Source organism: Limosilactobacillus secaliphilus, from assembly GCF_001437055.1.
GTDB classification, from domain to species: Bacteria; Bacillota; Bacilli; order Lactobacillales; family Lactobacillaceae; genus Limosilactobacillus; species Limosilactobacillus secaliphilus.
On record NZ_JQBW01000010.1, the window covers coordinates 610453 to 629925 of the forward strand.

19 protein-coding genes are annotated in these 19473 nt (G+C 49.5%); 14 read left to right on the forward strand and 5 right to left on the reverse strand.

The genetic code is table 11. The features are described 5' to 3' along the window. The first annotated feature begins 13 nt into the window (after positions 1–13). The 10 genes from IV45_RS07600 to IV45_RS07645 all read left to right on the forward strand — a co-directional run bounded on the left by IV45_RS07600 (position 14) and on the right by IV45_RS07645 (position 8694). Complete coding sequence (locus IV45_RS07600) at positions 14–220, forward strand: DUF951 domain-containing protein (protein ID WP_057742320.1); 207 nt, start codon at positions 14–16, stop codon at positions 218–220. A gap of 19 nt (positions 221–239) precedes the next feature. Beyond that, positions 240–1337, forward strand: a complete 1098-nt coding sequence (ychF, locus tag IV45_RS07605) for a redox-regulated ATPase YchF (protein WP_057742323.1) — start codon at positions 240–242, stop codon at positions 1335–1337. Positions 1338–1364: 27 nt separating this feature from the next. Next, entirely contained in the window at positions 1365–2153 is a 789-nt protein-coding gene (locus IV45_RS07610) for a DUF1129 family protein (RefSeq protein WP_057742326.1), read from the forward strand. Positions 2154–2228: 75 nt separating this feature from the next. Then, positions 2229–3374: an IMP dehydrogenase gene (guaB, locus tag IV45_RS07615; protein WP_057742328.1), complete on the forward strand. Its 1146-nt coding sequence runs from the start codon at positions 2229–2231 to the stop codon at positions 3372–3374. Between the two features lie 159 nt (positions 3375–3533). Further along, a complete protein-coding gene (gene croR / locus IV45_RS07620) occupies positions 3534–4223 on the forward strand; it encodes a response regulator transcription factor CroR (RefSeq protein WP_057742330.1) in 690 nt (229 codons plus the stop codon). 104 nt (positions 4224–4327) lie between these two features. Next, positions 4328–5491 carry a sensor histidine kinase gene (locus IV45_RS07625; RefSeq protein ID WP_057742333.1) on the forward strand — a complete coding sequence of 388 codons (1164 nt, stop codon included), beginning with the start codon at positions 4328–4330 and terminating at the stop codon, positions 5489–5491. Next, the gene (locus IV45_RS07630; RefSeq protein WP_057742336.1) at positions 5478–6698 is read left to right on the forward strand and encodes a D-alanyl-D-alanine carboxypeptidase family protein; all 1221 of its coding nucleotides are present in this window, start codon (positions 5478–5480) and stop codon (positions 6696–6698) included. The genes IV45_RS07625 and IV45_RS07630 overlap by 14 nt, the downstream gene beginning before the upstream one ends. A 77-nt stretch (positions 6699–6775) precedes the next feature. Beyond that, positions 6776–7684 (forward strand): AzlC family ABC transporter permease, encoded by a 909-nt coding sequence (locus tag IV45_RS07635; RefSeq protein ID WP_057742339.1) that lies wholly within the window; start codon positions 6776–6778, stop codon positions 7682–7684. Positions 7685–7716: 32 nt separating this feature from the next. After that, positions 7717–8088, forward strand: coding sequence for an AzlD domain-containing protein (locus IV45_RS07640; RefSeq protein WP_157051230.1), 372 nt, complete (start codon positions 7717–7719; stop codon positions 8086–8088). 60 nt (positions 8089–8148) lie between these two features. Further along, complete coding sequence (locus IV45_RS07645; RefSeq protein ID WP_057742345.1) at positions 8149–8694, forward strand: RBBP9/YdeN family alpha/beta hydrolase; 546 nt, start codon at positions 8149–8151, stop codon at positions 8692–8694. A gap of 76 nt (positions 8695–8770) precedes the next feature. Here the strand turns inward: IV45_RS07645 and IV45_RS07650 are convergent, their stop codons facing one another. Next, a complete protein-coding gene (locus tag IV45_RS07650) occupies positions 8771–9952 on the reverse strand; it encodes an SAM-dependent methyltransferase (RefSeq protein ID WP_057742348.1) in 1182 nt (393 codons plus the stop codon). Positions 9953–10106: 154 nt separating this feature from the next. Between IV45_RS07650 and IV45_RS07655 the strand changes: the two genes are divergently transcribed. Together IV45_RS07655 and IV45_RS07660 are read left to right on the forward strand one after the other, a co-directional pair. Next, entirely contained in the window at positions 10107–11150 is a 1044-nt protein-coding gene (locus tag IV45_RS07655) for an AI-2E family transporter (RefSeq protein ID WP_057742351.1), read from the forward strand. A gap of 88 nt (positions 11151–11238) precedes the next feature. Then, a complete protein-coding gene (locus IV45_RS07660; RefSeq protein ID WP_057742354.1) occupies positions 11239–12900 on the forward strand; it encodes a formate--tetrahydrofolate ligase in 1662 nt (553 codons plus the stop codon). A 71-nt stretch (positions 12901–12971) separates the two neighbouring features. On the opposite strand, the gene IV45_RS07665 is transcribed toward IV45_RS07660, so the two are convergent. From IV45_RS07665 to psiE, 3 genes are all read right to left on the reverse strand, one after another. Continuing rightward, complete coding sequence (locus IV45_RS07665) at positions 12972–13541, reverse strand: DapH/DapD/GlmU-related protein (RefSeq protein ID WP_057742357.1); 570 nt, start codon at positions 13539–13541, stop codon at positions 12972–12974. A gap of 96 nt (positions 13542–13637) precedes the next feature. Continuing rightward, positions 13638–14333: a 2,3-diphosphoglycerate-dependent phosphoglycerate mutase gene (locus IV45_RS07670; RefSeq protein ID WP_057742360.1), complete on the reverse strand. Its 696-nt coding sequence runs from the start codon at positions 14331–14333 to the stop codon at positions 13638–13640. 101 nt (positions 14334–14434) lie between these two features. Then, positions 14435–14848, reverse strand: a complete 414-nt coding sequence (gene psiE, locus IV45_RS07675) for a phosphate-starvation-inducible protein PsiE (protein ID WP_057742363.1) — start codon at positions 14846–14848, stop codon at positions 14435–14437. Positions 14849–15303: 455 nt separating this feature from the next. Here psiE and cls point away from each other — a divergent pair, with 455 nt between their 5' ends. Continuing rightward, positions 15304–16791, forward strand: coding sequence for a cardiolipin synthase (gene cls, locus IV45_RS07680; RefSeq protein ID WP_057742366.1), 1488 nt, complete (start codon positions 15304–15306; stop codon positions 16789–16791). An 84-nt stretch (positions 16792–16875) separates the two neighbouring features. Here the strand turns inward: cls and bsh are convergent, their stop codons facing one another. Beyond that, positions 16876–17850: a choloylglycine hydrolase gene (bsh, locus tag IV45_RS07685; protein ID WP_057742369.1), complete on the reverse strand. Its 975-nt coding sequence runs from the start codon at positions 17848–17850 to the stop codon at positions 16876–16878. Positions 17851–18057: 207 nt separating this feature from the next. Here bsh and IV45_RS07690 point away from each other — a divergent pair, with 207 nt between their 5' ends. Beyond that, a complete protein-coding gene (locus IV45_RS07690) occupies positions 18058–19020 on the forward strand; it encodes a hypothetical protein (RefSeq protein WP_057742372.1) in 963 nt (320 codons plus the stop codon). The last annotated feature ends 453 nt before the right edge of the window (positions 19021–19473 follow it).

The window sequence follows — 19473 nt, forward strand, 5'->3', positions numbered from 1 at the left end:
AGGAGGCCGTCTCATGGAAAATGCGGACTATGCACTAAATGACATTGTGCAGATGAAGAAACCCCACCCGTGCGGCACGAACCGCTGGCAAATTATTCGGGTCGGTGCCGATATCAAGATTCAATGCACCGGCTGTGGCCACATCGTGATGATGAGCCGCTACAATTTCAATAAACGCGTCAAAAAAGTATTGGAAAAAGCTGACAATGATCAGCAATAGAAAGGATATGTAAAAACTCATGGCATTAACAGCAGGAATCGTCGGCTTGCCAAACGTCGGTAAGTCAACCCTTTTTAACGCAATTACGAAAGCGGGCGCCGAAATGGCTAACTACCCGTTTGCAACGATCGACCCGAACGTCGGGATGGTTGAAGTACCAGATCCGCGGCTGGACCGGATCAACGACATCATTCCAGCCAAGAAGATCGTACCAACAACCTTTGAATTCACCGACATTGCCGGGATCGTCAAGGGTGCCAGCAAGGGTGAAGGTTTAGGCAACAAGTTCTTGGAAAACATTCGGCAAACCGATGCCATCGTTCACGTTGTGCGGGCATTCGATGATGATGACATCACCAGTGTTACCGGTAAGGTGGACCCAATCGAGGACATCGACACCATCAACTTGGAACTGATCATGGCCGATCTGGAATCCGTCAACAATCGTCTGGGCAAGGTACAGCGTGCTGCTAAGGGCCGGAGCAAGGAAGCTTTGGCTGAACTGGCCGTGTTGAACAAGATCAAGCCCGTCCTAGAAGCCGGCAAGAGTGCCCGGACCATTGACTTCACGGACGACGAAAAGCCGATCGTAAAGGGCCTCTTCCTGTTGACTACGAAGCCGGTATTGTACGTTGCCAACATTGGCGAAGAAGACATGGCTAACCCTGATGGCAACAAGTACATGGACGCAATCAAGAAGCACGTGGCCGGTGAAGGTGAAGTCATCGGTGTCGCTGCCGCAGCCGAAGAACAGATCGCCGAAATGGACGACGAAGACAAGGCGGACTTCCTGGAAATGGAAGGCGTTAAGGAACCTGGCTTGAACCGGTTGATTCGGGCCGCATACAAGTTGTTAGGCCTGGAAACCTTCTTCACCGCTGGTGGTCCAGAAACCCGTGCTTGGACCTTCAAGAAGGGTACCAAAGCCCCACAAGCAGCCGGGATCATTCACTCAGACTTCGAACGTGGATTCATTCGGGCAGAAGTCATGAGTTTCGACGACCTGGACAAGTTAGGCAGTGCCGCTAAAGTCAAGGAAGCCGGCAAGCTGCGTCTGGAAGGTAAGGACTACGTAATGCAGGACGGAGACATTGTCGAATTCCGGTTCAACGTCTAATGGTAAGGAAAAGAGAGGAATAACACATTGAGTGAGAATCAACGTAACGCCGCCGCTGGTCAACGGCAAAAGGAATATGCAGAAAAGGCTAAGGAGTCTTCACAAAAAACGTTGAGCAACCATGGCTTAACGCGGAAAAACGAAGAGTTCATCTATCAATTGAATAAGCAACTGATTGCCCATGGCATGCATGAAGACACCAAGCAGGAAGTGTTGGATGACACCATCAAGCAGTTGAAGGAAGGGCAAAAGAAGGGCCAAACCGCTAAGCAATTGTTTGGCACCCCAACGGCCTACGTCTACAAGCTGGGTCACCCGGACAAGAACAAGATCGCCGCATCCAACAACAGTCCTTACTACCTGTTGGCACTGGATAACGGGCTGATGTTCTTTGCCATCTTCGCCTTCATGTTTGGCTTGCTGGCCGTCATGAATCCTGGTTCGGTCAGTCCGAAGTACCACTATGGCAGTTCCGGATTGACGGCCCTGATCATCATCGCGGTCACCGGTGGTCTGCTCTTCGGTTACATCTCTATGCTGATGCAGCCGTACAAGGATCCGGAAACGGGCCAATACAAGAATCGCAGCTGGATCTACCGGATTGTGATGATCACCTTGACCTTCCTGGCATGGATTGGGATCTACATGTTTGTCAGTCTCCTGCCTAACTCCATCAACCCACAACCAACGAAGTACGTTTACTTGATCTTGGCCGTGGTTGTATTTGCAGTCGACCTGTGGCTGCGGGCTCACTTCCACATTGTTAACAATGTCTTTGGTGACGCGCGGCGTGCACGGCGGCAGAATCGGAAATAATTTATTTGAATGCTTGACCGCCTTTTGAATAACTAGTAAGCTAGACGCAATCATGAACAAGGGAGTGTACTAAGGATGTCAAATTGGGATACAAAGTTCGCGAAGAAGGGTTTAACGTTTGACGATGTGCTCTTAATTCCGGCTGAGAGTCACGTATTGCCGAACGAAGTCGATTTAAGCGTTCAACTGGCTAAGAACATTAAATTGAACGTGCCTTTCTTGAGTGCCGGCATGGACACCGTTACTGAAGGCCGCATGGCTAAAGCGATGGCACTGGAAGGCGGCTTAGGGGTCATTCACAAGAACATGTCCATTAAGGCCCAAGCCGAAGAAGTTGCGAAGGTTAAGCAGTACCAATTAAGCGACGAAGACAAGAAGAAGGCTGCCGTTGATGACCAAGGTCGTTTACTGGTTGCCGCTGCCGTTGGTGTTACCTCAGACACTTTTGAACGGGCCGAAGCATTGCTGAAGGCCGGAACTGATGCGATTGTCATCGACACCGCCCACGGTCACTCAGCCGGTGTGCTGCGGAAGATCGCGCAAATTCGTGACCACTATCCGGACATTACGCTGATTGCTGGTAACGTTGCGACGGCCGAAGGAACTAAAGCCCTCTATGACGCAGGGGTTGACATCGTTAAGGTCGGCATTGGCCCTGGCTCCATTTGTACGACGCGAGTGGTTGCCGGTGTTGGGGTACCACAGATCACGGCGGTTTATGATGCCGCTGGTGTGGCTCAAGAATACGGCAAGACCATCATTGCCGACGGTGGGATCAAGTACTCTGGCGACATCGTCAAGGCCCTGGCTGCCGGTGGCAATGCCGTAATGCTCGGCTCCATGCTTTCTGGTACCACCGAAGCTCCTGGTGAAGTCTTTGAAGACAACGGTGTTAAATACAAGGCTTACCGTGGCATGGGTTCGGTTGGTGCAATGGCTCAGGCTCATGGTTCATCTGACCGTTACTTCCAATCCGGAGTCAACGAAGCTAACAAGCTGGTTCCTGAAGGGATTGAAGCCCGTGTTCAATACAAGGGTGACGTATCCGACGTTGTCTTCCAAATGGTCGGTGGATTACGGTCTGGCATGGGCTACTGTGGTGCTCCTGACATCCCAACCCTGATTAAGAAGGCACAATTCGTCCAGATCACGAACGCTGGTCTGCGTGAATCACACCCACACGACGTCCAAATCACGAAGGCGGCTCCAAACTACAAATAAGCCGTAAATTAATTGAATCAAGAAACGGTCATTAAGCGCGAATTTGCCAGCGAAAATGACCGTTTTTTTGTATTCTCTTAAATTCACCCTTAAAATTCGAACTTAACTTGGCGTAAGCGTATAATTAAATCAGTATTCCTGGCATAAGGAGGAACAGGCATGAAGATTTTAGTTGTTGACGATGATAAAGAAATCGTCCAACTCTTGGAAATTTACGTCCGCAACGAGGGCTATGAACCAGTTGCAGCTTACAACGGGAAAGAAGCCTTGACCAAATTAAACACGACCCCTGATATTGGCCTAATCATTTTGGACATCATGATGCCCGAAATGGACGGGATCGAAGTCATCAAGCAGGTACGCAAGGATTCATCCATCCCGATCCTGGTCCTGTCAGCTAAGACGGCCGACATGGACAAAATTCAGGGACTGATCACCGGGGCCGACGATTACGTCACCAAACCATTCAATCCGCTGGAAGTCATGGCCCGGGTACGGTCACTGCTGCGGCGGAGTTCTGGCCAAGTAACCAATGACCAGCCCGACATCTTGAACGTGGGTCCTTTGCAGATTAACAATGACAGCCACGAGGTCAAGACCATCAACGGCGACACCATTCAGTTGACGGCGTTGGAATTTGGGATCCTGTACTTATTGGCTTCTCACCCGAACCGCGTCTTCTCGGCCGACGATATTTTTGAACGGGTTTGGCAGCAGGAATCAGTGGTTTCGGCTAAAACCGTTATGGTCCACGTGAGTCACTTGCGGGACAAGATCGAAGCCGCTACTGGTGGTGAAAAGGTCATCGAAACTGTTTGGGGCGTTGGCTACAAGGTTGAAGCCCACTAATCGACTAACAATTTAAGAATTAGCATGGTTTAGGAGATGGCTCCTAAACCATGTTTTTTTAGATGGTATAATCGAAATTGATTTTGATTGAGTGGGGGGAGAATATGCTCAAATTAACGACAAGAGAAAAAAGCTCACTCGTGTTCGAGGGCTTTGTCACGATTATCCTGCTGATTTTGATTAACTTGGCGCTGATCGTGCTGATCCAAAATGTGATCCAGACCAACCCTGGTGTGGCCAGCGGGATCTTCATCATCAAAAAATCACTTCATTTTGGCCCCTTCCACGCGCAGATTTGGTCCTACCAGCGGATCGTGATGGGCTTGTTCGCCGTCATTGATGTCATCGTGGTTTGGTGGCGGCTGATCCGTCGCTATCACCAGTACCAGATGAACCACATCATCCAGGAACTCCATTACATCGCTCAGGGCCACCTGGACCACCGAATTCCTTTCCGCTTGAAGGGACGGTCGCAACACGTGGTTACCAGTGTCAACGCCTTGGTCGACAGTGCGGTGCGGTCCATGGATGACGAACGGCAGATTGAAAAGTCCAAGGATGAACTGATCACCAACGTGTCCCATGACTTGCGGACGCCGTTGACCTCAATCATCGGCTATCTGCGGCTGATCGAGGATAAACAGTACCATTCCGAAGAGGACATCGTGAAGTACAGCCACATCGCCTACGAGAAGGCCAAGCAGATGAAGAACCTGGTTGAGGACCTGTTCGAATATACGAAGGTGCAACAGCATGGTGCGCCGGTGAACATGATGCAGTTAGACCTGAGCCAGCTGTTGGAACAGGTGAGCGCCAGTTTCGAACTGGAAGGCCACAACAAGGGGATCGAAATTTCGTCGACCACCCGGCCATCGCCGTTGATGATTGAGGCGGATCCCGAAAAGTTGGGTCGGGTCTTCAGCAACCTGGTGGCTAACGGCCTGAAATATGGGATGGGCGCCAGCTATATCCGTCTGAGCGCCGTTGAACATCAAGGACAGGTGCAAATCAAGGTTGCCAACGATGGGGAACCGATTCCCGAAAAGTCATTGGCACATTTGTTTGAACGTTTCTACCGGGTAGAGGCGTCCCGCTCGAAGGCAACTGGGGGCACCGGTTTAGGTCTGGCCATCGTGAAGAGTGTCGTTGACCTCCACCACGGAACGGTGGACGTCACTTCGACACCGGATGAGACGGCATTTATCGTTACCTTGCCAATCAAGCAGCCTAAAGAAGCTAAGGAGGCAGCAGATCATGAAGCCAATTAAACGTTTTTGGCTGGCATTAATTCTGTTTGTTACGATTGTTTGCGGATTGGTTAGCACCCCAGCGGCCACGCTGAGCGCCCAAGCCGCACCGGTACCGGAAGTCAACGCTAGAGCGGCCATTGCAATTGATGAAAAAGATGGCCAGATTCTATACCAGAAGAACGCCCAGCAGCAGTTAGCGGTTGCTTCGATGAGCAAGCTGATTACCCTGGCGGTTGTGGAACAGGAAATCAACCAGGGCAAACTCAAGTTGAACCAGAAAATCACGGTTACCAAGAATGAAGCAAAGATGTCGCAGAACAAGAACTTCTCCAACATCCCGCTGAAGGCTGGCCAATCTTATACGGTTAAACTGCTGATGCAGATGGCATTGGTTAAATCAGCGGATGCGGCCACGGTTGTATTAGCACGGGCCACCGGTGATTCCAGTGCGGAATTCGTTGACAAGATGAACCAGATGGCCAAGCAGATGGGTATGAAGGATTACCGCTTCGTCAACCCGGTTGGCCTGGAAAACAGCGACATGGGTCCATTCAAACTGGCCAGCGCGGGCAAAAACGTTGAGAATTCCATGACGGCCGTCGATGTTGCTAAGTTGGGCCGCTACTTGGTTGAACACGATCCGTTGGTTTTACGCTATGCTAAGCAAAGCAGCGTGACGGTTCAGGGCAAGAAGTACCCAACTTTGAACACGATGCTGCCGGGACAAAAGGATGCCCCGCGCCAGGTAAAGATTGCCGGCTTGAAGACCGGGACGTCCGACAAGGCGGGCCAGTGCTTCATCAGCTATGGTCACTATGAGGGCCGGCCAATTATTACCGTCGTCATGCACGCTTCCGACCGTTTTGCCGGCACTAAGCAGTTATACGAATACGTTGCCAATGAGTGGCAGTTGAAGGACCAGCGCCCACAGGTAAACGTCAACGTTGATCACGGTCGCCAACCCAGTGTGACGGTCCAAGCTAAGCAATCGACGCAAGTGTGGCTGCCGGTTAAGCGGACGGTTGCACCGCGCCTGCAGAATGCTAAGGGCCAGGAGATCTCCACTTTGAAGGCTCCCGTGACAACGAAGAAGGCCGTGGGTTACGTTGCTTATCCGACGGTCATGACCATCGATGGGCACGCGCTGCGGACTAAGGCCTATGCCCAAAATCGGGTGATCCGGTCTGGCATCTTAGGCTGGTGGGACTGGCTGACAAAATCTTAATTGACTATTTCTGCAAGAAATTAATATGATACACTTAAGAGTAGGAATTTAAACTGGATGATCGCAAATCGAGCATCATGGAGGAGCATCCATTGCAAGAAAAAGCACATCAAATCAATCCTGAGAAAGCTCGGTGGCTTGAGGACCTAGGGATCGCAATGCCCCTGTGTTTGAGTTACCTGCCAATCGGTATTGCCTGCGGTATCTTGTTGCACGCAGCAGGGATGAACTTCATGCTGACGCTCTTGGTATCGATCGTCGTCTTTTCAGGAGGGGCCCAATTTATCTTGGCCTCCCTTTTGGTGATTGATGCACCAGTCACAACAATTTTCATCACCTTGTTCTTCCTGGAACTGCGGTATGCACTATTAGGATCGAGTCTGTCTAAGTATCTGAATAACGAATCGCCGGCCATGATTTTCTTGTTCTCATTCTCGATGAACGATGAAAATTACGCCGTTAACTATTTGAAGTTTGTTACTGATAAACACTGGACCACGCGGGATGCGTTAATGGTGGAACACTATTCGCTGATCTCGTGGGCCGGCGGTAACATGATTGGTGGCTTGATTGGTAACACCATCACCATCGATTTGAACATCGTTGATTTTGCATTGACGGCCTTGTTCCTATACATGATTGTGATGCAGATCCAGCGCCGGTTGAGCCTGGTAATCTGCGTGCTGACGGTCTTCGTATCGCTTTTCTGCCTGTTGATCACTAGACACACCATCGGGATCATCATTTCGACATTGCTGATGTCTTTGCTGGGCTTCTGGATTGAATTTCAAGTCAAGAAGCACCATCCAAAGCCGGACGAGACGTGGATTTTGGGCAAACTTTTCCGGCCGCGGACGACTAGAACTACGAAGGAAGATGTCGAGGTCGAAAAGCAATTGGTTGAAGAGGCCGAAGCAGCTGAGGATGACAACCAGCAAGCTAATGATGAAGATGAGGATAAACATGAGCGTGGGGATGAATCATGATGAACCTGTTTGACAACTTAACATTGGCATCCATGGTTCCCGGTCACCACAACCTGACTTACCACTTGGTTGTGATTTTGATTGCGGCCCTCGCTGCCTTTATTCCACGTTACTTCCCCATGCACTTCTTCACCAACCGGAAGATCCCGGAATGGTTTGATGAGTGGATGAAGTACGTGCCGGTCGCCCTGTTCACCTCGCTGGTGGTCAAGGGGATCTTCGTTGATTCAAAGTACCAGCTGATCAGCGAACGGGTCAGTTGGTTAGGCAACATCTTAGTCTATGGGCACGCCACCTACATCATTTCGGCCATTTTTGTCATGCTGGTGGCCTACTTCACCCGGTCAATGGCCTTTTCGGTGATCATTGGCCTGTTGGCAGTGTGGCTACTATCGTTTATTTAAAACAAGAAAAAACAAGCCGGTGGATTAGTCCGCCGGCTTGTTGTATAAGGGGAGTTAACAATGACTAGAAAAGCTTATTTGATTCATGGCACTTCCACGCGCGATGACGACTGGTTTCCATGGCTGGAACAGGTTTTAAAACCGGCCATTGAGCTGGACCGGATTTTTCTGCCCGACCCGTTTGCTCCTGACCGCACTGCCTGGGATGGCGCGGTTGATGACCAACTGCCGCATGATGGGGCGGTCACCGTGGTCGCCCACAGTCTGGGTTGTGTGACAGCATTGCGCTATGCAGCACGAACGCCATTAACACAGGTCAACCTGGTCTTGGTCGGTGCCTTCGACCAGCCGCTGCCGACCTACCCGCAGCTTGACCAGTTCATGAAGGGCAAAGTTGATTATGACGCCATCAAACAGAAATTGGGCAAGGCCACGGTCATCACCGCGCAGAACGATCCAATCGCGCCTTATCAGTACGGGGTGAGTGTTGCCAACCACTTGGGCGCTAAGTTGATTGTGCGTCCGGATGGCGGTCATTTCCTGAGTTCGGATGGCTATACGCAATTCCCGTTGGTTGAAAAAGAGCTTCAACGGGTGATGCAATAACGGTAATTGAAGCTGAATAGATACAAAAAGCGTTGGTTCCTAGTTCATTGGGAGCCAACGCTTTGTTTGTTAAGAGTTATTTTTCGTTCATCATGTAATCACGAGTCATCGGCAGGTTCTTGCCAGAAGCACCCTTAGTGATCAGGTACTGGATGACGTCGATGTTGCCAGATTCAAAGGAAGCGGCACATGCTTGCAGGTAGAGGTCCCACATTCTGGTGAAGCGGTCGCCCATCATCTTTTCGATGGTTTCACGGTGGGCGTTAAAGTTCTGGTCCCAGATTTCCAGGGTCCGCTGATAGTGTCGACGCAGCATTTCGATGTCGGCAATCTGCAGGTGGTTTTCTTCGATGTGGCCGATCATTTCAGCCAGTCCAGGAATATAGCCACCTGGGAAGATGTACTTATTGATCCAGCCGTTGTAGGCACCTCCTTGCTGACGAGTGATCCCGTGGATTAAGGCGACACCGTCATCCTTCATGTACTTGGCGATATCCCGGAAGTAAATGCCCAGGTTCTCTTTGCCGACGTGTTCGAACATCCCAACGGAAGTGATGTAGTCCCACTGACGCTTGCCTAATTCACGGTAGTCGGTCAGCTTGACTTCGGCAACGTTGCTCAAGCCTTCATCTTGGATCTTCTTTTGAACGAACTGGTATTGTTCCTCACTCAGGGTAACACCGGTAACTTTCAGGTTGTATTCCTTAGCGGCCGTGAGCATCAAGGTTCCCCAGCCACAACCGATATCCAACAGGGTCTTGCCTGGTTGCGGATTCAGTTTCTTCAGAATGTGGTGAACTTTGGCGATTTGAGCGGCAGTTAAATCATTTTGGTTGCCACCAGTAAAGTAGGCACAGGAATAAGTTAGAGTGTCATCCAACCAGAGCCGGTAGAAGTCGTTGCCGATATCGTAGTGACTCTGCACGTCGTCTTCACTCTGGTTTTCCGTGTGGCTCTGCTTGGGCATGAATTTACGCAGCTTGGAATTGCGCATGAAGGAACCAGCATTTTCGTAGGCGGATTCGATCAGCTTCTGGATGGAACCATCGATTTCAATCTTGTGGTCCATGTAGGCCTCACCCAGTGCGATGGAAGCGTTGCGGGTGACGTCTTTGACGGGGATCTTTTCCTTGAAGGTGATGGTTACCTCAGGTTCACCTTCGCCATAGTTGACACTACTGCCGTCCCAAAAGTTGATTTTAACTGGGATATTGAATGAATGGCTAAGTAATGTCTTATAAAATGTTTTTTCTAACATGATTTTCCCTCTTTCTGCTAGTAAACAAAACAATTATACACCATTAGTGCAAGTTTTCGCCTAGGACAGATTTATCGGCGTCTGGGTAACTAATAGTGGACATACTCTGCTAAAATAATGGGGTAAATCAAACGAGAGAAAAGAGACGATTTTGATGCAGAAAGCCTGGAACCGGTTCATTAGCAACGTCCACCTTCATCGCTTTGTGGTCTTGCTGATGATCATCGCCGTTCTTTACTATGCGCGCGGGATGATGAACACCATCCTGATTACCTTTATTTTTACTTATATCGTGGTGCACCTGATTCGCTGGGTGCAGAAGAAGGCGCCGAAAGTACCCACGTGGCTGATCGTTACCGTGGTCTATTTGCTGATCGTCTTGGGCCTGTATTTTGTCATCACCGACTACATTCCCTTACTGGTCAACGAAATTGTGAAGATGGCCAATTCCCTGGGAAAGTTTTACCAGAGCAAGGATATGAAGTGGCTGATGAGCTATATCAACCAGTACGTATCCACTGGTTCCATTTTCGGCCAGGCCAAACACGGGGTCCAGCTGTTGGTTGACGCGGTCACGAGCATTGGGACGGTGACCATTGCCATGGCGATGTCTTTGATCCTGTCCTTCTTCTACACGATCGAACTGGAAGAGATGAACGACTTTTCCAAGAGCTTCCTGACTTCCACCTACCTGGGCTGGATGTTTGAAGACATCTACTACTTTGGCCAAAAATTTGTGAATACCTTTGGGGTCGTACTGGAAGCCCAGTTCTTCATCGCCATCTGCAACACCGTCTTGACGATGATCTGCCTGTTCTTCATGAAGATGCCGCAAATCTTTGCACTCGGGCTGATGGTCTTCCTGCTCAGTATGGTGCCGGTTGCCGGTGTCATCATCTCGCTGATTCCTTTGAGCATGGTTGGCTATTCGGTCGGCGGCCTGCGCTATGTCATTTACATCATCATCATGATCTTAGTTATTCACGCGCTGGAAGCCTACGTTTTGAACCCGAAGTTTATGTCCAGCCGGACGGAATTGCCAATCTTCTACACTTTTGTGGTCCTGCTGGTCAGCGAACACTTCTTTGGCACTTGGGGCCTGATTGTCGGTGTACCGATCTTCACCTTTCTGCTCGACATTGCTGGCGTTAAATCAATTGGGCGCAAACGGCACCACTATCACCGTCATCAAGCATAATGATAAAAGGGCTGCTTTACAGCTCTTTTTTTATTGGTTAAAGTTAAATTACTGACAAAATCGGAGAAACGATTAGGAGGGCAACATCATGATGACAGACATTGAAATCGCCGATCAGGCACAGATGCAGCCAATTGAGGAGATTGCCGCCAAGGCAGGATTGAGCACTGACCAGATTGAACAGTACGGCCACTACAAAGCCAAAATCAACCTGCCAGTCAAAGCGGCCAGCGGGGAAAAGCATAAGTTAGTCTTAGTTACATCCATTAACCCAACGCCGGCTGGTGAAGGTAAGTCGACGGTGTTGGTTGGCTTGGGTGACGCCATGAATCAGCTAGGTCACCAAACGATCATCGCAATGCGTGAGCCGTCCATGGGCCCCGTCTTTGGGATCAAGGGTGGCGCAACCGGTGGCGGCTACAGCCAGGTGGTGCCGATGGAAGACATCAACCTGCATTTCACCGGTGACCTGCACGCTTTGACCAGCGCTAACAATACCCTGGCCGCGTTAATCGACAATTACGTCATGCGGGAGAACAAATTAGGCTTGGACCCGCGCCGGATCATCTGGAAACGGGTTGAAGACGTCAACGACCGGGCCCTGCGGAATGTGGTCACCGGTTTGGGCGGCCTGATGCAAGGGGTGCCAAGACAGACCGGCTTTGACATCACAGCGGCTTCCGAACTGATGGCCATTCTATGCCTGTCAGTTGACCTGATGGATCTGAAACGCCGGGTTGGTCAAATCGTGGTCGGCTATACCTACGACAAGCAGCCGGTAACGGTAAAGGAACTGGGCTTTGCGGATGCCATCACGATCATTCTGAAGGACGCGTTGAAGCCGAATCTGGTGCAGACACTGGACCACACGCCAACCATCATTCATGGGGGCCCATTTGCCAACATTGCCCATGGCTGCAATTCCGTTCTGGCCACCCAAACGGCAATGAAGCTGGCCGACTACACGGTTACCGAAGCCGGTTTCGGGGCCGACCTGGGTGCCGAAAAGTTCTTGGACATCAAGCGCCGGGTACTGAAGAAACGGCCTGATGCGGTTGTCATTGTGGCAACGGTGCGGGCCCTGAAATACAACGGCGGCGCTAACCTAAAGGACTTGACCCAAGAAAATCTGCCGGCCTTGAAGAAGGGGATGGCCAATCTGAACCGGCACATCCATAACATGCAGCGTTACGGCCTGCCGCTGGTGGTTGCCATCAACCATTTTGACGCGGACACGCCGGCCGAAATGCAGATGATTGTCGACAACTGTCATGAACTCGGTGTAGAAGTGGTTACAACCGATGCCTGGGCCAAGGGCGGTGCTGGCACCCACGACCTGGCCAAAGAAGTGGTGCGCCTGTGTGACACGCCGAGCGAGTTTCACGAATTGTACGACATTAATGACAGTATTGAAGACAAGGTTAAGACCGTTGCCCAGCAGATCTATGGTGCTGGTACGGTCAGCTTCAGCAAGCATGCGCAGAAACAACTGGCCCAGTACAAGGAATTGGGCTGGGAGAAACTGCCGGTCTGCATTGCTAAGACTCAATACTCCTTTACGGATGATCAGAGTCAACTAGGGGCACCGACCGGCTTCACCTTCCATATTCGCGGCTTTGTGCCTAAGCTTGGAGCCGGCTTCATCGTGGCTTTGGCGGGCAATATGCTGACGATGCCGGGCCTTTCCAAGACTCCTGCCGCCGTCAACATGACCATTGATCAAAATGGCAAGATCACGGGTCTCTTCTAAAATAATCACAGAAACAAATGGCCCCGCCTGAATTTTCAGGCGGGGCCATTTCTCGTAGTTAATGCGAATATTTAGTTTAAATTGCCCTTAGACAGCGGCTGAACCACTTCGGCAGGAACACCCGCAACCATCGTGTTGGATGGAACGTCGTGGACGACAACGGCTCCTGCAGCGACGATGGCGTTGTCACCGATCTTAACGCCCGGACGGATGGTGGCATGGCCACAGATCCAGACATCGTTGCCAATGGTGACTGGCTTAACGCGGGCTTCATGACGGCGACGGGCACCGGCAGTCCCCAGCATGTTCATTGTGTAAATGCCGACGTTGGGGCCAATGTACACATTGTTGCCAATGGTGACTTCGGCCGTGTCCTCGATCGTCACATTGTAGTCGGCCACAAAATGATCGCCAACCTTGATGTTCTTGCCGTTATCAAAGTTGAAACCGTGGTGGATGGTCAGATCATCGCCGGCAGCACCTAAGATCTGGCGTGCCATGGCCGCCTGTTTTTCAGGTTCTTCCTCGGAAATCTGGTTAAATTGCTGAGCCAAGTGGGCAGCGTGCCGTTTGATGTTCATAATTTCTGGATCGTTAAAGACAAACCGCTTGTGGGCCTGCAGTTTTTCTAATTCAGTCATACTATATACTCCCTTCAGGTCACATTCTGTCTTTATGATACTACAAAAGGGGCCACCACTTATTGTGATGACCCCTTTTGAATTATAAAAATTTGATTAGTCGATGTCGTACTTTTCCTTGTTCAAAACGTTGAGCTTGTCGTCAAAGTCGTAAACAACTGGCTGACCAGTAGCCATTTCCAGGTTCATGATGTCGGCATCAGAGATGTTTTCAATGTACTTGGAAAGGGCACGCAGTGAGTTACCGTGGGCAGCAATGACAACGTTCTTGCCATCCAACAGCTTTGGTGCGATTTGGTCTTGCCACAAAGGAATAACCCGTTCCAGGGTAACCTTCAAGTTTTCACCACCAGGAATAGTCCGTGGGTCCAGGTTAGCGTAACGACGATCCTTAGCAGCAGAACCTTCGTCGGTAGCCTTCAACAGTGGTGGCAGAACATCGTAAGAACGACGCCAAATGTGAACTTGTTCAGCACCGTACTTTTCAGCGGTCTTCTTCTTGTTCAGGCCTTGCAGAGCACCATAGTGACGTTCGTTTAAGCGCCAAGTCTTGAATTCAGGAATCCAAAGCTGGTCACATTCTTCCAAAGCAATGTGCAGGGTCTTGATAGCCCGCTTCAGAACTGAAGTGTAGGCGTAATCGAATTGGATACCGTGTTCCTTCAGAGCGCGACCAGCAGCCTTAGCTTGTTCAACACCCTTTTCACTTAAATCAACATCAACCCAGCCGGTGAATTGGTTGGAAAGGTTCCATTCACTTTGACCGTGGCGAATTAATACTAACTTTGCCATTCTAAACTAACCTCTTTCTTGATAAATTAGTCATGATTTTTATAACAATACGCAATTATTTTAAAACAGAATCCCAGCAATGCCAATAGATGTCGACTAATTTATGATTGCGAGTCGTCTAAGAAGCGATGCAGGATGATATCACCAATAATTAGGACCAGGATGGCTAATGCGGTGAGCAGGTTTTCCATTGGTTCACCGTGGAAGGCAATCAGGCCCCGCAGAAGGGCGGTAATCCCCAGGCTGATCAGGAAATCAACGGTGAGGTGGCCATGGTGGCTCAGTGCCGAGGCAGCCATTGCCAAGAACTCGAAGAAGAGGAAGAACGTAATGATTTCTTGCAGGGCGGTTTTGTACACGTCAGCAATATAGGTTCTTGCGGCCAATTCAACGATGGCGATGAGTTCTTCCGCGAGAAAGGCGATGATGGCAAAACCCAGAACGGCCAGGGCAATAATGCTGACGACCTGCAGAATTTTGCTGATCGTCTGCGACCAGTGTTCGAATTGTTTCACTTTCTTTTCCTCCTTACCCAACTATGATACAGCGAACGGGGGATTTCCTGAACACAAAATAAGAGACCGGCAGATGTCGGCCTCTTATCAGTTAGGTGAAATTTACATTATGAGTGTACTTTTAAGGTAGCATATCAAACACACTTTTGCAAGCGCTATCATTAATTCTGCTGGGATGTGGACATACGTAATAAATATAGGCTGGAGGACCAGATTGATGACTAAATATAATGCTTGAACACGTCTAACTAATAACGTAAACAATAAAGATTATTTATGAAAGTAACGAATTATAAATGAAAACCCGCGAAAACCAGGCCTAAGCCGAAAGCAATTATTAAACAGAAAAAGTTGATTTAACTATTGATCACTATTTATGAGAGCTTAGCGGCCTAAATGTCAAGTGACGCCCCTGAACTTTATGATAGAATGGCTTCTTGATAGGAGTGGACGAAATGGTTTTAACATGGGATATAATTCGGCGGACGATCGAAGTCCTCTGGCTGATTAACAACGGTTTTGCGATTTGGACGGTCTTTCGGAGCCGGCGCGATATTGCCTCAACTTGGGCCTGGCTATTAGTGCTGTTCATCTTTCCATATGTCGGTTTCATCGCCTACCTGATTGTCGGCCGGCAATTGTCGCATGATGATATTTTCTCCATGCGGCACGAAACGCGGATCGTGAGGGACAAATTCTTAAAGAAGCAGTCGCGGTTGTTGAAGAACCATCGTCTGTTGCCGGAACCTTCACGCCACATGATGGAGCGGATGCTGGCGACGGCCTTGTTGAACAATAGCTCGACGCCGCTGACCTTTGACAACCACGTGAAAGTGTTTGTGGATGGTCACAAGAAGTTTGCCGCACTGATTAAGGATATTGACGCGGCCCAGAAGGTAGTTAGCTTGGAATACTATACCTTCTATGCCGACCAGTTGGGGAAACGCGTTCTGGCTGCACTAGAGCGGGCCGCTAGCAGGGGCGTGAAAGTACGGGTGCTTTATGATGCCAGTGGTTCGCACGGTACCCGGCCGCAGTTTTTTGACCATCTCCGTGAGTTGGGCGGCCAGGCACAGCCATTCGTGTCGGCACCAGCACACTGGTTCATGACACCGCGGCTGAACTACCACTTGCACCGCAAGATCGTCGTCATTGACCACCAGATCGGTTATATTGGCGGCTTCAATATTGGCGACCAATACCTGGGTCTGTCACTAAAGTTTGGTTATTGGCGCGATACCCACTTACGGATCAACGGGCAGGCAGCGCTTGTGATGGAAGTCCGCTTCATTATGGACTGGAACACCAGTTGCCGCCGGTCAAAATTGCCGATCTATAGTTTGGACCACGAGCTGGCACAATTCGACCTGCACCCAGCCAGCAACGATCCCGATGAAGTTCCCATGCAGATTGTTTCGTCGGGCCCGGACAACAGCGAGTTTGCTATCCGGCGTGGCTATCAACAGCTGATTAGCGAAGCCCGCCACTACCTCTACATCCAGACCCCATACCTGATTCCGGAGCCACCAGTGCTAGAGGCGCTTGTCATTGCGGCAAAGAGTGGCGTTGACGTCCGCGTGATGTTCCCGTCGATGCCCGACCATCCCTTTGTCTACCGGGCCAGCGAGTATTACGCGAAGTTCTTGGTTAAACAAGGGGTGCGCGTTTATAAGTACGACAACGGCTTTATCCATGCCAAGACGATGGTCGCTGATGACAAGATCTCGTCGGTGGGGTCGGCCAACATGGACTACCGGAGTTTCAGCCTGAACTTTGAGGTGAACGCCTTCACCTACCACTATGGTTTGGCCGAAGAACTGCGGGCGGCCTTCGAGCATGACCTTGATCAATCAACCGAATTGTCTCCCGAATATTTTGATTCCCAAACTAGATGGCGAAAGTTCAAGCAGTACTTCTCACGTTTGCTATCGCCAATCCTGTAAATTGAAAACGGCTACTGACGTGCATGATTTTGCGTCGGTAGCCGTTATTTTGATTATCGCTTTAGTTACTAATGATTACTAAACTTAGTTAACCTTGTTGAAGGCCTGCGAATCGATGAATGGATAAGCACAGAGGTCTGTACTCTCAAGATCGCACTTGTTCATGTCGACCAGGTTGATCTGATTGTTGTGGTAGGTGGTGTAGTAAAGCAGGCCTTGGTCTTGGTTGTATCCCACCGTGTAGATGGTAAATTCGAATTTGCCGGGAGCCACTTCATCCAAGCCGTTTTGCTGCTCAACGGAGTGCATGATGTGGAACAGCTGGGTGATTGATGCTTCCTCATTATCAGCGCACACTGCGTTGGCCTTGTTGAAGGCGGCTCTCACGAAACGACTTTCTGAATCCAAACCACCAGGCAGATTACGTGTCCCTAAGCCGCGACTGTAATCCGTCAACGGCATGCCCTTACCGAACGTATCCTGCGGGTTGGCGCTGGACAGGTCGCGGTAGTTGTTCAGATTAAACAATTGCTTGTCAAAAGTCGGGTTGTTGGTCAAAACGCCGACCGGATTGTCGTAAACATGCAGGCCGTCGCGGTCACTTTCGATCACCACTGCTTCATGCTGGTCAGCCAACAGCCAATGTAAGGGTGATAATGGCAGTTGGTCGGAGAAGTTGATATTGACTAGGTTGATTTTGGGTAACAGCTGGCGTGCGCTGGCGACGCTGTCACACTGCCCCAGAATCCAAGGAATGAATTCAAATGGGGTGATGTTGTCCTTGTCTGCGGCCATGTCAGGATAGAAGGCGTTGTCCGGATAATTGAGGCCGGCCATGCTCAGCCCCTTTTCGTTGGTCGCGTCAAAGTAGAGTGGATAGTTATCGATCACGGCGGCGACCCCGATCATTGCGTAGTGGTTAGACAGGTCCGCCACTTTACGGAATTTAAAGTTGTAATTCCGCGGCGTCACAACCACCTGTTGACCGTATGAGACTTCCAGGTCCAGGTTCCGGCCAAAGTAATGATCGTGCGCGTTAAATGTTAAGGCAGTACACATATTAATAATCCTTTCTTGTGTATCCGATTCACGGTAATCAATCTAATTATAGGAGGAGTCGTGGCTAAGAGCACTGTTTTTAACGGTTAACTTAAGATTGTGCGTGAGTGGGTTGTTATTTGTGACTTTTTTGTTAACTTTGTAGTCATCAAGCACTTGTGTGATAAGATTGTCTATGACTTTACTATAGGTAATAGGAGAGATTTGATGAAGAAGAATAACGTGTTCTCTTTAAAGAACTTTATCAATGAATTACGCGCCACACTGAAGGGCGAATATAATCGGGCGGTTTGGCCAATTGCCGGATTTACGTTGCTATTCTGCGCAATTGGCGCTTTACTGGCATATTTCTTGATGATGCTCAGCAGTTCCATGATGATGAACGTCATGATGGTGATGTATGGTATGGCTTCACCAGCGGCAATTCTGATGGCCCTGCTGGAGATTGTCTTGGTCTTCGTTTTGATGATTTTGAACGGCTTTTGGTACTCCTTCATCGGGACAGCCTTCAACTTCGCTTACCTGGATCGTTTCCGCGACGAGAGCCAAAAGGTTAGTGCGGCCAGCATTTGGAGCCAGTTCAAGCATATGAACAAGAACCAGGTATTACGGGTAGTTCTCTACATTTCCTTGTTCATGTTCCTCTGGACCTTACCATTAACCATCGTGGCAGATCTTTTTGCTCGTAACCGGGTTATTTACATTATTTGCCAGGTTGCTAACCAAGTTATTTTGGCATGGAAGGGCTTGGAGTATTCACAATCCCTCTTCCTCTACAAGGACACCCGGCCGCAGTTCTTAGGCCAATCGATGCGGCATGCTTTGACGGCTAGTCGTCGTTACATGGGCGGTTTCAAGCGTTACCTCCTGCTGATGGCTGTTTGCGTGATCCTGTTGCCACTGCTGGTTTGGGATGTCATCTTTGGCGGCCTCGCTTACTATGGCATCTACACCGCTACTAGTTTCTGCATCTGGCTTGGCTTCCTGTTGGCATTCTTCGGCGACTTGGCCTACGTACCGGTAGTGTCTGCTGCTACCGCCTTGTTCTACCATCAAACCTCAGACAAGCGTGACTTGAAGCAGGTCTTTGCTGATACCTTCAAGCCGGTTGCTGAGTTGACTGGGCAAGCGGATGCTCAAGAAGATAAGAAAGATAAAGCCAAGAAATAACTTGCAGCTTTTACATATATGAAAGGACTGTTCGTTTTAGCGGACGGTCCTTTTTCTTATACGGTTGGTCCTGAAAATTTCACAAAGTTGCTTGCTTCAGACGCGAACATTGTATTTGCAAGAACCAGATTTATTCATGATTTTTAGTACATTTATAGCTACTGCACATATCATGTTCAATTCCCAGAAAAATTAAAAAAGTCTGGTGATTGTGTTGACATGAGTGCCGATATTCTGTATAGTTTATAACCGTTGTCACAGCGATGCGCTTTCAGCTATTTGCCTGGCAATTGATATCAAAACTAAATTTGATAAATTAATCCTTGACTTATCATTTCGAACTTGATATTATATTTATGTTGTCGCTAAGGGATATCAATTAATTCCCTGGTAACAAGGTAGACCTTTGAAAACTGAACAAAGTTTCGACGAATCAAATGTGTAGGGTCCTTG